16 protein-coding genes are annotated in these 17715 nt (G+C 70.2%); 13 read left to right on the forward strand and 3 right to left on the reverse strand.

Features of this window, described 5'->3' with window-relative positions:
• The first annotated feature begins 121 nt into the window (after positions 1-121).
• From EZM51_RS03275 to EZM51_RS03315, 9 genes are all read left to right on the forward strand, one after another.
• Complete coding sequence (locus tag EZM51_RS03275; RefSeq protein WP_169053780.1) at positions 122-850, forward strand: hemerythrin domain-containing protein; 729 nt, start codon at positions 122-124, stop codon at positions 848-850.
• A 35-nt stretch (positions 851-885) separates the two neighbouring features.
• Positions 886-1644 (forward strand): YebC/PmpR family DNA-binding transcriptional regulator, encoded by a 759-nt coding sequence (locus EZM51_RS03280; protein WP_136706833.1) that lies wholly within the window; start codon positions 886-888, stop codon positions 1642-1644.
• Positions 1645-1653: 9 nt separating this feature from the next.
• Complete coding sequence (ruvC, locus tag EZM51_RS03285) at positions 1654-2268, forward strand: crossover junction endodeoxyribonuclease RuvC (protein ID WP_136706834.1); 615 nt, start codon at positions 1654-1656, stop codon at positions 2266-2268.
• A complete protein-coding gene (ruvA, locus tag EZM51_RS03290) occupies positions 2265-2885 on the forward strand; it encodes a Holliday junction branch migration protein RuvA (RefSeq protein WP_136706835.1) in 621 nt (206 codons plus the stop codon). Before ruvC ends, ruvA begins: the two co-directional genes overlap by 4 nt.
• A complete protein-coding gene (ruvB, locus tag EZM51_RS03295; protein WP_136706836.1) occupies positions 2882-3967 on the forward strand; it encodes a Holliday junction branch migration DNA helicase RuvB in 1086 nt (361 codons plus the stop codon). The genes ruvA and ruvB overlap by 4 nt, the downstream gene beginning before the upstream one ends.
• Positions 3968-4039: 72 nt before the next feature.
• Positions 4040-4426, forward strand: coding sequence for a preprotein translocase subunit YajC (gene yajC, locus EZM51_RS03300; protein WP_136706837.1), 387 nt, complete (start codon positions 4040-4042; stop codon positions 4424-4426).
• Between the two features lie 64 nt (positions 4427-4490).
• The gene (secD, locus tag EZM51_RS03305; RefSeq protein ID WP_248305446.1) at positions 4491-6230 is read left to right on the forward strand and encodes a protein translocase subunit SecD; all 1740 of its coding nucleotides are present in this window, start codon (positions 4491-4493) and stop codon (positions 6228-6230) included.
• Positions 6230-7252, forward strand: a complete 1023-nt coding sequence (secF, locus tag EZM51_RS03310; protein WP_136706838.1) for a protein translocase subunit SecF — start codon at positions 6230-6232, stop codon at positions 7250-7252. The genes secD and secF overlap by 1 nt, the downstream gene beginning before the upstream one ends.
• Before the next feature lie 71 nt (positions 7253-7323).
• Complete coding sequence (locus EZM51_RS03315) at positions 7324-9576, forward strand: bifunctional (p)ppGpp synthetase/guanosine-3',5'-bis(diphosphate) 3'-pyrophosphohydrolase (protein WP_136706839.1); 2253 nt, start codon at positions 7324-7326, stop codon at positions 9574-9576.
• Here EZM51_RS03315 and EZM51_RS03320 read toward each other — a convergent pair.
• From EZM51_RS03320 to EZM51_RS03330, 3 genes are all read right to left on the reverse strand, one after another.
• Positions 9555-10136: a hypothetical protein gene (locus EZM51_RS03320; protein ID WP_136706840.1), complete on the reverse strand. Its 582-nt coding sequence runs from the start codon at positions 10134-10136 to the stop codon at positions 9555-9557. The genes EZM51_RS03315 and EZM51_RS03320 overlap by 22 nt on opposite strands.
• 109 nt (positions 10137-10245) lie before the next feature.
• Positions 10246-11478, reverse strand: coding sequence for a DUF349 domain-containing protein (locus tag EZM51_RS03325; protein ID WP_136706841.1), 1233 nt, complete (start codon positions 11476-11478; stop codon positions 10246-10248).
• Positions 11479-11564: 86 nt separating this feature from the next.
• Complete coding sequence (locus EZM51_RS03330) at positions 11565-12350, reverse strand: peptidylprolyl isomerase (protein ID WP_136706842.1); 786 nt, start codon at positions 12348-12350, stop codon at positions 11565-11567.
• 113 nt (positions 12351-12463) lie between these two features.
• Between EZM51_RS03330 and EZM51_RS03335 the strand changes: the two genes are divergently transcribed.
• From EZM51_RS03335 to alaS, 4 genes are all read left to right on the forward strand, one after another.
• A complete protein-coding gene (locus tag EZM51_RS03335; RefSeq protein ID WP_136706843.1) occupies positions 12464-13828 on the forward strand; it encodes a replication-associated recombination protein A in 1365 nt (454 codons plus the stop codon).
• Positions 13829-14035: 207 nt separating this feature from the next.
• A complete protein-coding gene (rpsD, locus tag EZM51_RS03340; protein ID WP_136706844.1) occupies positions 14036-14659 on the forward strand; it encodes a 30S ribosomal protein S4 in 624 nt (207 codons plus the stop codon).
• Between the two features lie 146 nt (positions 14660-14805).
• A complete protein-coding gene (locus EZM51_RS03345) occupies positions 14806-14997 on the forward strand; it encodes a hypothetical protein (protein WP_248305484.1) in 192 nt (63 codons plus the stop codon).
• Positions 14998-15052: 55 nt separating this feature from the next.
• Positions 15053-17710, forward strand: a complete 2658-nt coding sequence (gene alaS / locus EZM51_RS03350; protein WP_136706846.1) for an alanine--tRNA ligase — start codon at positions 15053-15055, stop codon at positions 17708-17710.
• Positions 17711-17715: the final 5 nt, after the last annotated feature.

The raw sequence follows: 17715 nt of genomic DNA on the forward strand, positions 1-17715 counted from the left end.
ACTCCTCGAACACCCCGCTTGACACCCATAGGAGCGTCGCAGCGGAATCGCGGCGGCTCGCTCACGGGTTCAGGGTTCTCCCCGGTGCGGCCGGTCGCGGCATCCGCTTGGCTGGTCTGCCGTGACCACGCGACTCCCCAGCACCGGCGCTCCCGCGACCGCCGACACCGACACCACCTGCCGCAGCGATGAGGTCGTCCGCATCCACCGGCTCTTCCGCCGCCTCTTCGCCGAGGCGCCGACGCTCGTCCGCGACGTCGAACAGGGAGACGCCGAGCGCGCGGCGTTCCTCGCGCGATACCTGCACGGCCTCACCACCCTCCTGCACCTGCACCACCGCGCGGAGGACGAGTTCTTCTGGGACCGGATGACCGAGCGCGCCCCCGCCTGCGGCCTGCACGTGGCGGCGATGCGAGGTCAGCACCATGCCGTCTCCGACCGGCTCGACGCGATCGACGCGCTCGTCGACGCCTGGGCGCCCGAGGCGGACGTGCTGGTCGCCGAGCGGCTCGCGTGTTCGCTCGACGAGCTCGACCGCATGCTCGCCGAGCACCTCGCCGACGAGGAGCGCGATGCCCTGCCGATTCTCGACGCGGTGCTGACGGATGCCGAGTGGGACGAGATCTCCGCCCACGCGCAGCGGGAGAAGCCGCCGCTGCCCCTGTTCGTGCTGCTCGGGCTGATGATCGACAGCCTTCCCGAGGGCGAGCGCGACGCCTGGATCGCGCGAGAGCTGCCCGGCCCGATGCGCCTGGCCTACCGGCTCGTCGGCCGTCGCAGCTACGAGCGGGCCATGCGGCGGCTCCGGCCCGCCGGGGCCGCGCCGGTCGCCCTGCGCCGACTGGCCTAGAATGTCGGGGTACCGACCACCCAGACGGGAGACGCATGTCCGGGCATTCCAAGTGGGCGACGACCAAGCACAAGAAGGCCGTCATCGACGCGCGACGGGCGAAGTCGTTCGCGAAGCTCATCAAGAACATCGAGGTGGCCGCCAAGATGGGCGGCGCCGACCTCTCCGGCAACCCGACGCTCGTCGACGCCGTGCAGAAGGCGAAGAAGACCTCGGTTCCGAACGACAACATCGATCGCGCCATCAAGCGCGGCGCCGGCCTGACCGGTGAGTCGATCGACTACACGACCATCATGTACGAGGGCTACGGGCCCAACGGCGTCGCCCTCCTCATCGAGTGCCTCACCGACAACCGCAACCGCGCGGCCGCCGAGGTGCGCACGCTCATGACCCGCAACGGCGGCACCATGGCCGACCCCGGTTCGGTCGCCTACAACTTCGCCCGCAAGGGCGTCATCGTCGTGCCCGCCGAGGGCACCACGGAAGACGACGTGCTCGCCGCGGTGCTCGACGCCGGCGCCGAGGAGGTCACCGACGAGGGCGAGACGTTCGAGGTCATCACCGAGGCATCCGACATGGTCGCCGCGCGCACCGCACTGCAGGCGGCGGGCATCGACTACGACTCCGCCGACGCCGCGTTCGTGCCGAACCTCAAGGTCGAGATCGACGCCGACACGGCTCGCAAGGTCTTCCGGCTCATCGACGCCCTCGAAGACAGCGACGACGTGCAGAACGTCTACAGCAACTTCGACCTCACGCCCGAAGCGCAGGCCGAGTTCGAGGCGGAGGACTAGGCCGTCGCCGTGCGCGTGCTCGGCATCGACCCCGGCCTCACCCGCTGCGGCGTGGGCGTGGTCGATGTCGAGTCGAATCGCACCGCACGGCTCGTCGACGTCGTCGTGCTGCGATCGCCCGCCGACCTCGACACCCCCCGGCGGCTCGCCCGGATCGCCGACGGGATCGAGGCGATCCTCGAGGAGCACCGCCCGCAGGCGGTCGCGCTCGAGCGGGTCTTCGCGCGGTCGGATGTCTCGACCATCATGGGCACCGCCCAGATCTCGGGCGTGGCGATGCTCATCGCCGCGCGCCGGGCGCTGCCCGTCGCGCTGCACACGCCGAGCGAGGTGAAGGCCGCGATCACCGGATACGGGCGCGCCGACAAGGCACAGGTCGGCGCGATGGTCGCGCGGATCCTCGGCCTCGACGCGGTGCCGAAGCCGGCGGACGCCGCCGATGCGCTCGCGCTGGCCATCTGCCATGCCTGGCGCACCGGGGGAGTGGCGGGCGCCGCCGTGCTCGACTCGGCCGCCGCGACGACCGTGACGGATGCCTCGACGCTCACGCCGGCGCAGCGTGCATGGCTCGCCGCGGAGCGCTCCGCCGCCGTGTCGGGGGCGGCCCGTAGGCTGAAGGAGTGATCTCCTCTCTTCGCGGCCGCGTGCTCGCTGCGGCCGGCAGTTCGGTCGTGATCGAGGTCGGCGGCGTCGGATTCCACGTGAACGCCACGCCCGCGCTGGCGCTCGCGAGCCGAGAGGGCGACGACATCACGGTGCACACGAGCCTCATCGTGCGCGAGGACGCGCTGACCCTGTTCGGCTTCGCCACCCGTGATGAACTCGAGGTCTTCGAGCTCCTCATCGGCGTCACGGGCGTCGGTCCCAAGTCGGCACTGGGCGTGCTCTCGGCGCTCTCTCCCGAGCAGGTCGCCGCCGCGGTGCAGGCCGACGACGATGCGGTGTTCCGCAAGGTCAGCGGCATCGGGCCCAAGACCGCGAAGCTCATCACGGTGTCGCTCGCCGGCAAGCTCGTCGCCACGACCTCGCGGCCGGCGCCGGCCGCGATCGCCACCGGCGGCGTGGCCGAGAGCGTGCTCGCCGCGCTCACCGGGCTCGGCTGGTCGGAGCGCGTGGCGGCCGAGGCCGTCGACGAGACCATGGCCACGGCGTCCGACACCGAGGCGACCTCGGTGCCCGCGCTCCTTCGCCTCACGCTGACGCGACTCGGGCCTGCGCAGCAGTCTGGACGCGTGCGATGACCCGCCACGAGACCGACGACGGCGACCTCGACCTCGACCTCACCGATCCGGCGCTCGCGTCCGAGGCGGAGCTGGCGTTCGAAGGTGCCCTGCGTCCGCGCAGCCTCGCCGAGTTCGTCGGCCAGACCCGCGTGCGCGGGCAGCTGCAGCTGCTCCTCACGGCGGCCACCCTGCAGCAGCGCACGCCCGACCACATCCTGCTGGCCGGTCCTCCGGGCCTCGGCAAGACGACGCTCGCCATGATCGTCGCGCACGAGGGCGGTCGGCCGCTGCGCATGTCGAGCGGACCGGCGATCCAGCACGCCGGCGACCTGGCGGCCGTGCTCAGCTCGCTGGTGCCGGGCGAGGTGCTGTTCATCGACGAGATCCATCGCATGGCGCGGTCCGCCGAGGAGATGCTCTACCTCGCCATGGAGGACTTCCGCATCGACATCATGGTCGGCAAGGGCGCCGGCGCCACGTCGGTGCCGCTCGACCTCTCGCCGTTCACGCTCGTCGGGGCCACCACGCGGGCGGGCCTCCTGCCGAACCCGCTGCGCGACCGGTTCGGTTTCACCGCACATCTGGAGTTCTACGACGAGGCCGAGCTCGAGCAGGTGCTCGCGCGAGCGGCGTCGATGCTCGGACTCGCGATCGACGGCGAAGCCATCGCCGAGATCGCCGGGCGATGCCGCGGCACGCCCCGCATCGCCAACCGACTGCTCCGCCGGGTGCGCGACTACGCGCTCGTGCACCCGCCGACCGGCTCGGGGCGGCGCGGCGGTGCCGACGTCGATGCCGTGCGCGCGGCGCTCGAACTGTACGACGTCGACGAGCTCGGGCTCGACCGGCTCGACCGCGCGGTGATGCAGACGATCCTCACGCGCTTCGACGGCGGTCCGGTCGGCCTCAACACCCTCGCCGTCTCGGTCGGGGAGGAGGCCGAGACCATCGAGGCGGTCGTCGAGCCGTTCCTCGTCCGCATCGGCCTGCTCACGCGCACGCCCCGCGGGCGGGTCGCCACACCCTCGGCGTGGCGGCATTTCGGGCTGTCGAACGGTCCGTCCGACGGCGCAGCCGTCCTTCCCATCGATGACCTATAATCCTTGGAGGCTTCGTCCTCAACGCCGTCGACTTCGTGCGGCATGCCGCACACCGGAAGGTTTCAACCCCTCATGACGTTCGATCCGTTCACCATCATCATGCTCGCCGTCCTGGCGGTGCTGATCTTCTTCATGTTCCGCAACTCGCGCAAGCGGCAGGCCGAGGCGCGTGAACTGCAGACGAAGGTCCAGCCGGGCGCGAAGGTGATGACCAACTTCGGCGTCTTCGGCACCATCCTCTCGATCGACGAGGACGAGAACCAGGTGCTCCTCGAGACCTCCCCGGGCACGGTCCTCACGGTGCACCGCCAGACGGTCGCGCGCGTCGTCGAGCCGGTCGCGGCCCCCGCCGCGACCGAGGTCGGCTCGGTCGCGGGCGACGGAGAGCCGGAGTTCGGCGAGCGAGTCGACGACGCCCCGACCGACGAGACGCCCGACACCAAGAAGTCGGACGGCTAAGGCTCCCCACCGAGGCTCGGCCCGCGCGTGACCCGCGCGGGCTCTTGCAGAGAAAGCAGAACACGTGGCTGCACCATCCAAGCGGTCATCGAGGCCGACCCCCGTTCGCAAGGCCTGGCGGTCGCTGAGCTGGCTCGGCGTCATCATCGTCGGCCTCTTCGCCATCAACGCGGCGGGCGTCATCTGGGGCGGCGGATCGTGGACGCCCAAGCTCGCGCTCGACCTCGAGGGCGGCACCCAGATCATCCTCGAGCCCCAGGTCGAGACCGGCCAGACCGTCTCCCAGGAACAGCTCGACCAGGCGGTGTCGATCATCCGCCAGCGCGTCGATGCGTCGGGCGTCGCCGAGGCCGAGATCAACACCGAGGGCTCCAACGTCGTCGTCCGCATCCCGGGCGAGCTCGATGACCAGACGCGCAACCGCATCGAGTCTTCGGCGAAGCTCGAGCTCCGTGCCGTGCTCCTCGCGGACGTCGCGACGAACCAGTCCATCGATCCGAGCGCGAGTCCCGAACCGACCGAGCCCGCCGAGGAACTGGAGTCGACGCCGACCGCCGAACCGACCGACGGCAGCGACCTCGCCTGGGTCACGCCGGCGCTGCAGCAGGAGTTCGACACCTTCGACTGCGCGACCCTCGACGAGGCGGCCGCCAACGTCGCGCCCGCCGACGAGCCGCTCGTCACCTGCGATGTCGCGCGCAGCGTGAAGTACCTCCTCGGCCCGGTCGAGGCGAGCGGCGAGAACATCGTCAACGCCACCAACGGCATGGTGACCACCCAGACGGGCGCCAGCACGGGTCAGTGGGCGGTCAACATCCAGTTCGACGAGCAGGGCACCGAGGACTTCGCCGCAGTCTCGACGCGGCTCTTCGCGCTGCAGGCCGAGGGTGCGAGCCCGCGCGACCAGTTCGCGTTCGTGCTCGACGGCGCCGTGCTCACCGCACCGCAGATGAACGGGGTGATCACCGACGGCCGCCCGCAGATCACGGGCAACTTCACGCAGGAGTCGTCGAAGACGCTCGCCGACCAGTTGAAGTTCGGCGCACTGCCGATCAGCTTCACGGTGCAGTCGTCCGACACCATCTCGGCCACGCTCGGCACCTCGCAGCTGCAGTCGGGGCTCGTGGCCGGCCTCATCGGCCTCATCCTGGTCGTGATCTACACGCTCTTCCAGTACCGCGCGCTCGGCTCGGTGACGATCGCCTCGCTCGCGATCGCGGCCCTCATCACCTACCTGATGATCACGATCCTCTCCTGGCGCGAGGGCTATCGCCTCTCGCTCGCGGGTATCGCCGGCCTCATCGTCGCGATCGGCTTTACGGCCGACTCGTTCATCGTCTACTTCGAGCGCGTCCGCGACGAGCTGCGCGACGGTCGGCCCCTCGTCGGCGCCGTCGAAGCGGGCTGGAAGCGTGCGTTCCGCACGGTGCTGGCCTCGAAGGGCGTCAACCTCCTCGCGGCGATCGTGCTGTTCGTCCTCGCGGTCGGCAGCGTGAAGGGCTTCGCCTACACGCTCGGCCTCACCACGATCATCGACGTGATCGTCGTGATCCTGTTCACGCATCCCATGCTCCAGTTGCTCGCGCAGACGCGATTCTTCTCGAGCGGCAATCCGTGGTCGGGTCTCGACCCGAACGCGCTGGGCGCCGTCTACCGGGGCCGCGCGGAGTTCCGCAAGCCCGTCGCGGTTCCGGCGAGCAAGGTCGCGTCGAGCTCGAAGGAGGCGCAGAAGCGCCAGACCATCGCAGAGCGCAAGGCCACCGCGGGCGTCGGCAGCGGCACGGGCGAAGGCAAGGAGTCCTGATGGCCAACCGGCTCACCACATTCGGCAACGACCTCTACACGGGCAAGCGATCGTTCAACTTCGTCGGCGGCCGCAAGAAGTGGTACGCGATCGCGGCGGTGCTGATCATCCTGTCGGTGCTCATTCCCGTGTTCCGCGGCATCAACTTCAGCATCGAGTTCCGCGGCGGATCTCAGTTCCAGATCGCGGGCATCGAGAACGCCGAACCCGGACCGGCGATCGACGCCGTGGCCTCCGTCGTGCCCGATGCCGGCACCCGCGTCACGATCGTGGGCGGCGATGGCGTGCGAGTGCAGACCGACCAGCTCGAGCAGACCGAGTCGCGCGCCGTCACCACGGCACTCGCCGAGGCGTACGACGTGCCCGAGTCCGAGGTCACCTCCTCGTTCATCGGCCCGAGCTGGGGAGCGGATGTCACGAGGCAGGCACTCGTGGGTCTCGCCGCGTTCCTCCTGCTGGCGGCGATCATCATGGCGCTGTACTTCCGAACCTGGAAGATGTCGCTCGCGGCGATGCTCGCGCTCCTCGGAGATCTCATCGTGACCGTCGGCGTCTATGCCGCCGTCGGCTTCGAGGTGAGCCCCGCCGCGACGATCGGCATCCTGACGATCCTCAGCTACTCGCTCTACGACACCGTCGTCGTGTTCGACAAGATCCGCGAGAACACCGCCGAAGACGGCACCGAGTCGAGGCGCACGTTCGCCGAGTCGGTGAACCTCGCGGTGAACCAGACCCTCGTGCGCTCGATCAACACGAGCGTGGTGGCGGCACTCCCGGTCGCCGCGATCCTCTTCATCGGCGCCGGCGTGCTGGGAGCCGACACGCTCCGAGACATCTCGCTCGCCCTTCTCATCGGCATCATCGTGGGCACGTGGTCGACCGTGTTCATCGCCGCCCCGCTGTATTCGCAGCTGCGCGAAGGCGAGCCGGCGATCAGGCGGCACGACCAGAAGGTGCTGAAGGAGCGCGAGCGCGCGGGCGCGGCATCCGGGGCCTCGGCGGAAGCGGTGCCGACCGCATGACGTTCGCCTCGGGCGAGCGCGGCGCGAACCAAGGCTCGGAGCGGCGATAATTGAGTCCTGGAGGTACGCGCATGACTGAAGCGGGAGTCAATTCGACCGCTTCGCTGCGCCGCCTCGTACCCCGCATCTTCTCGAGGGCGCAGCCGACGGGTGCGGTGGAGACGCTCATGCGCACGGTGCGGATGCACCACCCCAAGGCCGACCTCGCGCTGGTCGAGCGCGCCTACACGGTCGCCGAGCGAGCCCATGAGGGCCAGAAGCGCAAGAGCGGGGAGCCGTACATCACGCACCCGGTCGCCGTCGCCCAGATCCTCGCCGACCTGGGCATCGGCTCGAAGACGGTGGCCGCCGCGCTCCTGCACGACACCGTGGAAGACACCGCCTACACGCTCGACCAGGTGCGTGCCGACTTCGGCGACGAGATCGCCATGCTGGTCGACGGCGTCACGAAGCTCGACAAGGTCAAGTACGGCGACTCGACTCAGGCCGAGACCGTGCGCAAGATGATCGTGGCGATGTCGAAGGACATCCGCGTGCTCATCATCAAGCTCGCCGACCGGTTGCACAACGCCCGCACGTGGGGGTTCGTGCCCGCCGAGTCCGCCACCCGCAAGGCCACCGAGACCCTCGAGATCTACGCGCCGCTCGCGCACCGCCTCGGCATCCAGGCGATCAAGCTCGAGCTCGAGGACCTCTCGTTCGCGGTGCTGTACCCGAAGCTCTACGCCGAGATCGAGAGCCTCGTGAGGCAGCGCACGCCGCAGCGCGAGGAGTTCGTGCAGAACGTCATCGACCTGGTCGGCGAGGACCTCAAGGCCGCGAAGATCCGCGGCAAGGTCATGGGGCGGCCCAAGCAGTACTACTCGATCTACCAGAAGATGATCGTGCGAGGCCGTGACTTCGATGAGATCTACGACCTCACCGGCATCCGGGTGCTCGTGAACTCGGTGCGCGACTGCTACGCCGTGCTCGGGGCGATCCACGCCAGGTGGACACCGCTGCCCGGACGCTTCAAGGACTACATCGCGACGCCGAAGTTCAACCTCTACCAGTCGCTGCACACGACGGTCATCGGGCCGAAGGGTCGTCCGGTCGAGATCCAGATCCGCACGCACGACATGCACCAGCGAGCCGAGTACGGCGTCGCGGCGCACTGGAAGTACAAGGAGCGGATGAACTCGGGGCGCACGACCGAGGTGGCCGGGGCCAACGAGACCGACATGGCGTGGCTCGCGCATATCTCCGACTGGCAGGCCGAGACGGCCGACCCGGGGGAGTTCCTCGACTCGCTGCGGTTCGAGATCGGCGCCAAGGAGGTCTACGTCTTCACGCCGAAGGGCCGCGTGATCGGCCTGCCGGCCGGTGCGACCCCGGTGGACTTCGCCTACGCCGTGCACACCGAGGTGGGGCACCGCACGATGGGCGCCAAGGTGAACGGCCGCCTCGTCCCGCTCGAGAGCGAGTTGAACAGCGGCGACGTGGTCGAGGTGTTCACGTCGAAGAACCCCGACTCCGGCCCCAGCAAGGACTGGTTGACGTTCGTCAAGAGCCCGCGCGCGCGGAACAAGATCCGGCAGTGGTTCACGAAGGAACGCCGCGACGAGGCGATCGAGCAGGGTCGTGACGCGATCGCCCGCGCGATGCGCAAGCAGAACCTGCCGCTCCAGAAGCTCATGAGCCAGGAGTCGTTCGCCGAGGTGGCGGCGCTGCTCAAGTACGACGACGTCTCGTCGTTGTACGCCGCAGTCGGCGAGGGGCACGTCTCCACTCAGTCGGTGCTCGAGAAGGTGGTCGCGCTCGTGCGCGACGTCGAGGAGGGCGACGAGCCCGACCTGCCGCTGCCGGTGCGGTCGCGACCGCTGCCGCGGAGCTCGGATTCTGGCGTGCTCGTGCGCGGCGCACCCGACATCCTGGTGAAGCTCGCCCGTTGCTGCACCCCCGTGCCGGGAGACGAGATCGTGGGCTTCGTCACGCGTGGCACGGGCGTCTCGGTGCACCAGTCGAACTGCCACAACGTGCAGGCCCTCATGCGGGAGCCCGAGCGCATGATCGACGTGGAGTGGGCGCCGAGCTCGAAGAGCGTGTTCCTGGTGCAGATCCAGATCGAGGCGCTCGACCGGGCCGGCCTGCTCTCCGACGTCACGCGGGTGCTCTCCGAGCATCACGTGAACATCCTGTCGGCCAACGTGTCGACCTCGACCGACCGCCTCGCGCTGAGCAAGTTCGTCTTCGAGATGGGCGACACCACGCATCTCGACCGGGTGCTGAACGCCGTCCGGCGCATCGACGCGGTGTACGACGTCTACCGCGTGAGCGACGGCTGATCGGCCGCGCTCGTCGGGAGTGCCGCCTGGGCGAGACGCGCGATCGCGAGCGCCTTGTGCGGCATGCGGGTGGCGGCGTCCAGCCGGTCGCGGAGTGCCGTCGCGAGCCACGGCCTGGCCTCGATGAGGGCGTTCACCACCGACTCCCCGCCCACGGCGTCGTAGTCGGGGTCGCGCAGCACGTCGAAGCCGGTGCGGACGACGGACGTGCAGCGGATGCCCCCGAGGTCGACGATCTCGGAGTCGTCGATGCGCACCTCGCGCACGGATGCGCGACGGTCGCCGAGCACCGCGATGCGCGCGCTGTGCGGTACGCAGAACTGCGCGACCGGCGGAGGCACGGGCACGGCGCCGTGCACCCACGCGGCGGACATCCGCTCGATGACGAGCGGTCGGGGCATCCGGAGCGCGACGACCGCCGCGCGGAAGGCGGGGAGGTCGGGCTCGTCGACCGGTGCCCAGCCGTCGTCGATGGCGAACAGCTCGCCGTCGAGTCGTGCGGCGCAGAGTTCGGCGATGGGAAGGTCGACGGTGCCGAGCACCGCGGGGAGTCGGGCCATTCGCCCATGTTCGGGTATCGCCCCGCCCGTCGGCGGTCGGACCGCCCCGAATGTGGAGAACCGGGCCGCCGCAGCGCCGTGCGCGGACGAGTGGGTCGGGGGTACCGGGTCAGCCGCCGACGGCCTTGAGCCAGGCCCGGCGCGCATCGAGCGCCTCCCGCGCGGCGTCCGCCGCACGCCGATCGCCCGCGGCCTCGGCGGCCGCGAGCTCCGCCTCGAGCTTGGCGATGGCCTCCTGCAGCTGGCCGAGCATCCCCTCGGAGCGGGCCTTCTTCTCGGGGTCCTCGCGCTCCCACTGCTGGTCCTCGAGGGTGCGGACATGCGTCTCGACCTTGCGCAGTCGATCCTCGACGGGGCGCACCTGGTCGCGGGGAACGCGACCGATGTCGTCCCAGCGCCGTTGGATGCGGTTGAGCGCCGCGCGGGCCTGCTTCGGCTCGCTCTCGGAGAGCAGCTTCTCGGCCTCCTCGAGGAGCGCGAGCTTCTCGGTGAGGTTGCCGCGGTACTCCTCGTCCTCCTTGGCGTCGATCTCGGCCTTCGCCTGGAAGAGCACGTCGCCGGCGGCCTTGAACTTCGCCCAGAGCGCGTCGTCGACCTTCTTGCCCGCGCGGCCCGCCTGCTTCCATTCGTCGAGGAGGCCGCGGTAGTCGGCCACGGCGTCGGCGCCACGCGGGGCGAGGGCCTCGGCACGCTCGATCAGGCGCTGCTTGCGTGAGCGGACGTCGCGATGCGCGGCGTCGAGTTCGGCGAAGAACGCCTTGCGATGCTGCTCGATGGTCGAGCGGGCGGTGCGGAAGCGCTTCCAGAGCTCGTTCGCCTCGTTCTTCGGCAGGCGCGGGCCCTCCTGCTGGTGCTGCTGCCAGCTCGCGAAGAGCGCGTCGAGCTCGGCCGTCGCCTGCTTCCACTGCGTCTTGGCCGGGTCCTGTGCGGCGAGCGCCTCGGCCTGCTCCACGATCCGCGTGCGCTCGGCGATGGCCTCGGCGACGGCCGCCTTGGCCTCCGCCTGCTGCTGCTCGGTGAGCTCCTTGGTGGTGCCCGACAGCGCCTCGAGACGACGTGCGAGCGCCTCGAGGTCGCCGACGGCCTTGGCGGCCGCGACCGACTCGCGCAGTGACGCGACGGCCTTGGCGACATCCGCCGCCGGGGCGCCGCGACGGACGCGCTGCTCGAGGAGGCCGACCTGGCCCGCGAGGTCGGCGTACTTGCGCTCGAAGTAGGCGAGGGCCTCCACGGGTGTCGCGTCGGGGTACTGGCCGACCTCACGCTCGCCGTCGGAGGTGCGTACGAAGACGGTGCCCGTCTCGTCGACGCGGCCCCACGGTTGCTGCTCTGAATCGGTCACGGCCTCACCCTGTCGTGGTCGGATGCCGCCAGCGGCGGCGATGACGGCATCAAGCCTATTGCACCGCCCGCGGGCGGTGCCGGACGTCACTCGATCGTGAATCCGGTGATCGTCACGGGCACCGCGGGCGCCCCGTCGGTCGAGCCGTCGGCGGTGCCGGCATCGGTGATGCCCGAGCGCAGTTCCTCGAGGCCGCTCGTGACGCGGCCGATGACGGTGTAGCCGCCGGCCTCGTCGGGAGTCAGGTGCGTGTCCTCGTAGACGATGAAGAACTGGCTGCCGTGGCTGTAGCCGTCGAGCGACTGGCGGGCCATGGCGATGGTGCCGGCGGGGTACTCGCCGTCGGCCGGAGCGTTCTCCACGGGGCCGTAGCTGTAGTCGGGGCCGCCGGTACCGTCGCCGACCGGATCGCCGCACTGGAGCACCCAGATGTTGTCCTTGGTGAGGCGGTGGCAGGTCGTGCCGTCGTAGAAGCCCGACCGGATGAGGCTGATCTCGCTCGAGACGGCCTGCGGGGCGGCCGCGCCGTCGAGTTCGACGCCGAGCGGGATGTCGTTGAGCGTGAGGACGCCCGTCCAGGTGCGGCCTTCGGCGATGTCGGCCGAGGGGACGTCGCCCTCGTTCTCGCCCGCGGGCGGCGTGGCCGTCGGGGTGGGCGTGGCCGTCGGCTCGGCCTCGGGCGTGCCCGGGCCGCCGTTGAAGTAGAGCAGTTGGGCGGCCGTCGCGAGCGCGAGCACGACGATCAGCGCGACGACCGCGATCACGTTGTCCCTGGTGCGTCGACGCTGCTTGCGGGCGTGCACTTCCTGGCGGGCCCGGTAGGTTCGGAGGCGCGCTCGTTCCTCACGCGCCTGACGGTCGTTCGATGCCACGCATGCTCCTTCTCGGGACTCCTGCGTGCCGACTCTACGCAAGCCCCGGTTTCGGCACCAATCGCACCCGCGGAGGCGCCCCGGTGTCGGATGCCGCGGCTACGCTGGTCGGCATGGTGGACTCCGGCCCGGGGCTGCGCTCCGGCGCGACCCCACTCGCGGTGCGCATGCGCCCGACGAGCCTCGACGAGGTCGCGGGCCAGCGTCATCTCCTCACCCCGGGCTCTCCGCTCGTCGCGCTCGCGAGCGATCGCTCGGGCGAGTCCGGTTCGGTGTCGGTCATCCTCTGGGGTCCGCCGGGCACCGGCAAGACCACGCTGGCCCAGGCCATCGCACGGTCGTCCGGCCGCAAGTTCGTCGAGCTCTCCGCGGTCACGGCGGGTGTGCGCGACGTCCGCCAGGTCATGGAGGAGGCCAGGGCCAGCCGCGACCTGTACGGCCTGTCCACCGTGCTCTTCCTCGACGAGATCCACCGGTTCACGAAGGCGCAGCAGGACGCGCTGCTGCCGGGCGTCGAGAACGGCTGGGTCATCCTGGTCGCCGCGACGACCGAGAACCCGTCGTTCTCGGTCATCTCGCCGCTGCTCTCGCGCTCGCTGCTGCTCACGCTCGAACTCCTCACCGACGACGACCTCGGCGTGCTCGTCGACCGTGCGCTCGACGACGCCCGCGGCCTCGCGGGCCGGGTCGAGCTCGAGCCCGAGGCACGGGCCGCGATCATCCGGCTCGCCTCCGGCGACGCCAGGCGTGCGCTCACGGCACTCGAGGCCGCCGCGGTCGCCGCGTCGCAGTCCGTGGCCGAGAGCGATGGGGAGACGGATGCCGCGGAGTCGCCGAAGCCCGTCATCACGGCCGACGTCGTGGCCCGCGCCGTCGACCGCGCGCTGCTCAGGTACGACCGCAACGGCGACGAGCACTACGACGTCATCAGCGCGTTCATCAAGTCGGTGCGGGGGAGCGACGTCGACGCCGCACTGCACTACCTCGCACGCATGATCGAAGCCGGGGAGGATCCGCGCTTCATCGCGCGGCGCATCATCGTGCTCGCCTCCGAGGATGTCGGCATGGCCGACCCCACCGCGCTCGGCGTCGCGGTGTCCGCCGCCGATGCCGTGCAGTACATCGGCATGCCCGAGGGGCGCATCCCGCTCGCGCAGGCCGTCGTGCACCTCGCGACCGCGCCCAAGTCGAACGCCGCTTACCTCGGCATCGACCAGGCGATCGCCGATGTCCGCGCCGGCAGGGCCGGCCCGGTGCCGAAGCATCTGCGCGACGCGCACTACCCCGGCGCGAAGCGGCTCGGCCACGGCAAGGGCTACGTGTACCCGCACGACGACCCCATCGGCGTCGTCTCGCAGGACTACCTGCCCGACTCGCTGCGCGGCGCCGTGTACTACGAGCCCACCGAGCACGGCAACGAGCGCGAGGTGTCCGCACGGCTGGCCAAGCTGCGGCGCATCGTCCGGGGCGGTCGGTGAGCGATCCGCGGCGTTTGGGCGGACTTCCCCTTCGTGATAGCATTTTCGTTGGCCTGAAGCCAGATTCTCGCGTGCGGCTGCGAGAGGATCATCGGCGAACGGGTGCGATCTGTAGCCGATCCACCCTTGGCGAATCCCTCTGACACAGACTTCCGGTGCGCGAGCGCGCCGTGAGATCACACTTGAGATTCTTCCGAAAGGACATTCGTGTCGAACCAGTCACGCAGCAAGACCCGCCTCTCCCGTGCGCTCGGCGTCGCCCTCACCCCGAAGGCCGCCCGCTACATGGAGAAGCGTCCGTACGCCCCCGGCGAGCACGGCCGCACGAAGCGCAAGGCCGACTCCGACTACGCGGTGCGTCTGCGCGAGAAGCAGCGCCTGCGCGCCCAGTACGGCATCCGCGAGAAGCAGCTCCGCATCGCCTTCAACGAGGCTCGCCGCACCGACGGCCTGACGGGTGAGAACCTCGTCGAGCTGCTCGAGATGCGACTCGACGCGCTCGTGCTCCGCGCCGGTTTCGCCCGCACCATCGCGCAGGCCCGCCAGTTCGTCGTGCACCGCCACATCCTCGTCGACGGCAAGATCGTCGACCGTCCCTCGTTCCGGGTGAAGCCGGGCCAGACCATCGGCGTCAAGCAGCGCTCCGAGGGCACCGAGCCGTTCCAGGTCGCTGCGGCCGGCGGACACGTCGACGTGCTCCCCAAGGTGCCGGGCTACATCGACGTGCAGCTCGACAAGCTCCAGGCGACGCTCGTGCGTCGTCCGAAGCGCGCCGAGGTCCCCGTGACCTGTGACGTCCAGCTCGTCGTCGAGTACTACGCCGCTCGCTGATCCGCGAGATCGAGCAGGGGCCGCGGGGACATCCCGCGGCCCCTGCTCCGTCTTCGCCGGCATCCACCGCCACTAGACTGTATGGATGCGTGCCGGGCGGTGGTCGCGCGGCTTCGATCGGTCAGAGGGAGCACTTCGTGAAGAGCATGCTGTGGTTCGCCGTTGGTGTCGCTACCGGCTTCGTCGCCGCGCACCAGCTCAACCAGACCAAGCAGGGCCGGGAGTTCTTCTCCTCGATCGACGCCAAGGCCAGGGCCTTCGGCAAGGCCATCGCCGAGGGCTACCACGAGCGCGACGCCGAACTCCGCGCCGAGGGCGACGCCTCCGCCACGAGCTGACGGCCGGCACCACGACCCGCCCGGCGACGCCGGGCAGCTGAACCAGAACGGAACCATGCAGACTGCAGACATCCGCCAGCGATGGCTGGACTTCTTCGCCGCGCGCGGCCACACCGTCGTGCCCTCGGCCTCGCTCGTCTCCGAGGACCCGACGCTCCTCTTCACGGTCGCCGGCATGGTGCCGTTCGTGCCCTACCTCACGGGTCTCGTGCCCGCGCCGTACCCTCGCGCGACCAGCGTGCAGAAGTGCATCCGCACGAACGACATCGAGGAGGTCGGCAAGACCCCTCGGCATGGCACGTTCTTCCAGATGTGCGGGAACTTCTCGTTCGGCGACTACTTCAAGGAAGGCGCCATCGCCTTCGCGTGGGAGCTTCTCACCACCCCCGAAGAAGACGGCGGGCTCGGTTTCGACCCGAACGACCTCTGGGTCACCGTCTTCCGGGAGGACGACGAGGCCTTCGAACTCTGGAAGAAGGTCGCCGGACTCCCTGAGGAGCGCATCCAGCGTCTCGATGAGGACACGAACTACTGGCACACGGGCCAGCCGGGCCCGGCAGGTCCGTGCTCCGAGATCTTCTTCGACCGCGGACCGGCCTACGGCGTCGACGGCGGCCCGGCCACCGACGACGACCGGTACGTCGAGATCTGGAACCTCGTCTTCATGCAGTACCTCATCGACGACGTGACGTCGAAGACCGACTTCCGCATCGTGCGCGAACTGCCGAAGAAGAACATCGACACCGGCATGGGCCTCGAACGCGTCGCGTTCATCAAGCAGGGCGTCGACAACATGTACGAGATCGACCAGGTGCGCCCGGTGCTCGACCGGGCGGCGGAGCTCTCCGGCCGCAGGTACGGCGCGAACCACGACGACGACGTGCGCATGCGCGTCATCGCCGACCACGTGCGCTCGTCGCTCATGCTCATGAGCGACGGCGTCGCGCCGTCGAACGAGGGCCGCGGGTACATCCTCCGCCGGCTCCTCCGGCGCACCATCCGCGCGATGCGGCTCCTCGGCGTCGAGGGCCCGACCTTCCGCGAGCTCTTCGCCGCGTCGCGCGACGCCATGAAGGCGGCCTACCCCGAGGTCGCGCACGACTACGCGCACATCGAGCAGCTCGCGCTCGGCGAGGAGGAGACGTTCCTGCGCACGCTCGCCGCCGGCACGTCGATCCTCGACACCGCCGTCGCCGCGACGAAGCAGTCGGGTCGCACGGAGCTCGCGGGCGACACCGCATTCCTCCTGCACGACACCTACGGCTTCCCGATCGAACTCACGCTCGAGATGGCCGAGGAGGCCGGTCTCGCGGTTGACCGCGGCGCGTTCGACGAGCTGATGACCGCCCAGCGCACGCGGGCGAAGGCCGACGCGAAGTCGAAGAAGAAGGTGCTCGCCGATCTCTCGGTGTACGGGCAGTTCCGCGCGAAGGGCGAGACGATCTTCACGGGCTACACGGATCTCTCGACCGAATCGACCGTGCTCGGCCTCATCGTCGACGGGCGGCCCGTTCCGGTCGCGACCGCCGGCCAGACGGCGGAGGTCATCCTCGCCGAGACGTCGCTCTACGCGGAGTCGGGAGGCCAGGCGCCCGACCAGGGCCGCATCGTCGGCGATGGCTTCGAACTCGAGGTGATCGACGTCCAGAAGCCGGTGAAGGGCCTCATCAGCCACACCGTGAAGGTCGTCTCCGGCGAGGTGGGCGTCGGGGTGCCCGCGACGACGCTCGTCGACGAGGACTATCGGCGCGGCGCCACCCAGGCGCACTCCGGCACCCACATCGTGCACGCGGCGCTGCGACAGGTGCTCGGACCGACCGCGCACCAGTCGGGATCGTTCAACAAGGCGGGTTACCTGCGCCTCGACTACGGGTGGAACTCGGCGCTCTCGTCGGCGACACGCAGCGAGATCGAGGAGATCTCGAACAACGCCATCCGCGACAACCTGCAGGTCGTCGCCCGCGAGATGCCGCTCGACGAGGCCAAGTCGCTCGGCGCCATGGCGCTCTTCGGCGAGAAGTACGGCGACGTCGTGCGCGTCGTCGACATCGGCGGACCGTGGTCGCGCGAGCTCTGCGCGGGGACGCACGTGAGGACGAGCGCCGAGATCGGCATGATCAACATCGTCGGCGAGTCCTCCGTGGGCGCATCGAACCGTCGCGTCGAATCGCTCGTCGGTCGTGATGCGTTCAAGCGGTTCGCGGCGGAACGCGCACTGGTCAACGAACTCACCACGAGCCTGAAGACGCGCCCGGAGCAGCTCGTGGATCGGGTCGGCGAACTCGTGGCCAACCTGAAGGCGGCCGAGAAGAAGATCCAGGCGTACGAGGCCCGCGCGCTCAGCGACCGGGTCCCGGCGCTGGCCGCGAACGCGGTGCGCACGGGCGACGTGCTCCTCGTCGCCGAGACGGTGGGGCGGCTCGGCGCCGCCGACGAGCTGCGCTCCCTCGCCACCGCCGTGCGGGCCAAGCTCGGCGATGCGGCATCCGTCGTCGCCCTCACGGCCGAGGTGGGCGGCAAGCCCGTCGCGATCGTCGCGACCTCGCCCGCGGCCCGTGACGCGGGCGCGAACGCCGGGGCCCTCGCCAAGACGATGGCGGCGGTGCTCGGCGGCGGCGGCGGCGGCAAGCCCGACCTCGCCCAGGGCGGGGGCAGCGACCTGTCGGCCATCCCCGCGGCCCTCGACGCGGTGCGGCGCGAGTTCGGCCGGTAGTCCGC

It is taken from the genome of Agromyces sp. H66 (assembly GCF_004959775.1).
GTDB lineage: Bacteria > Actinomycetota > Actinomycetes > Actinomycetales > Microbacteriaceae > Agromyces.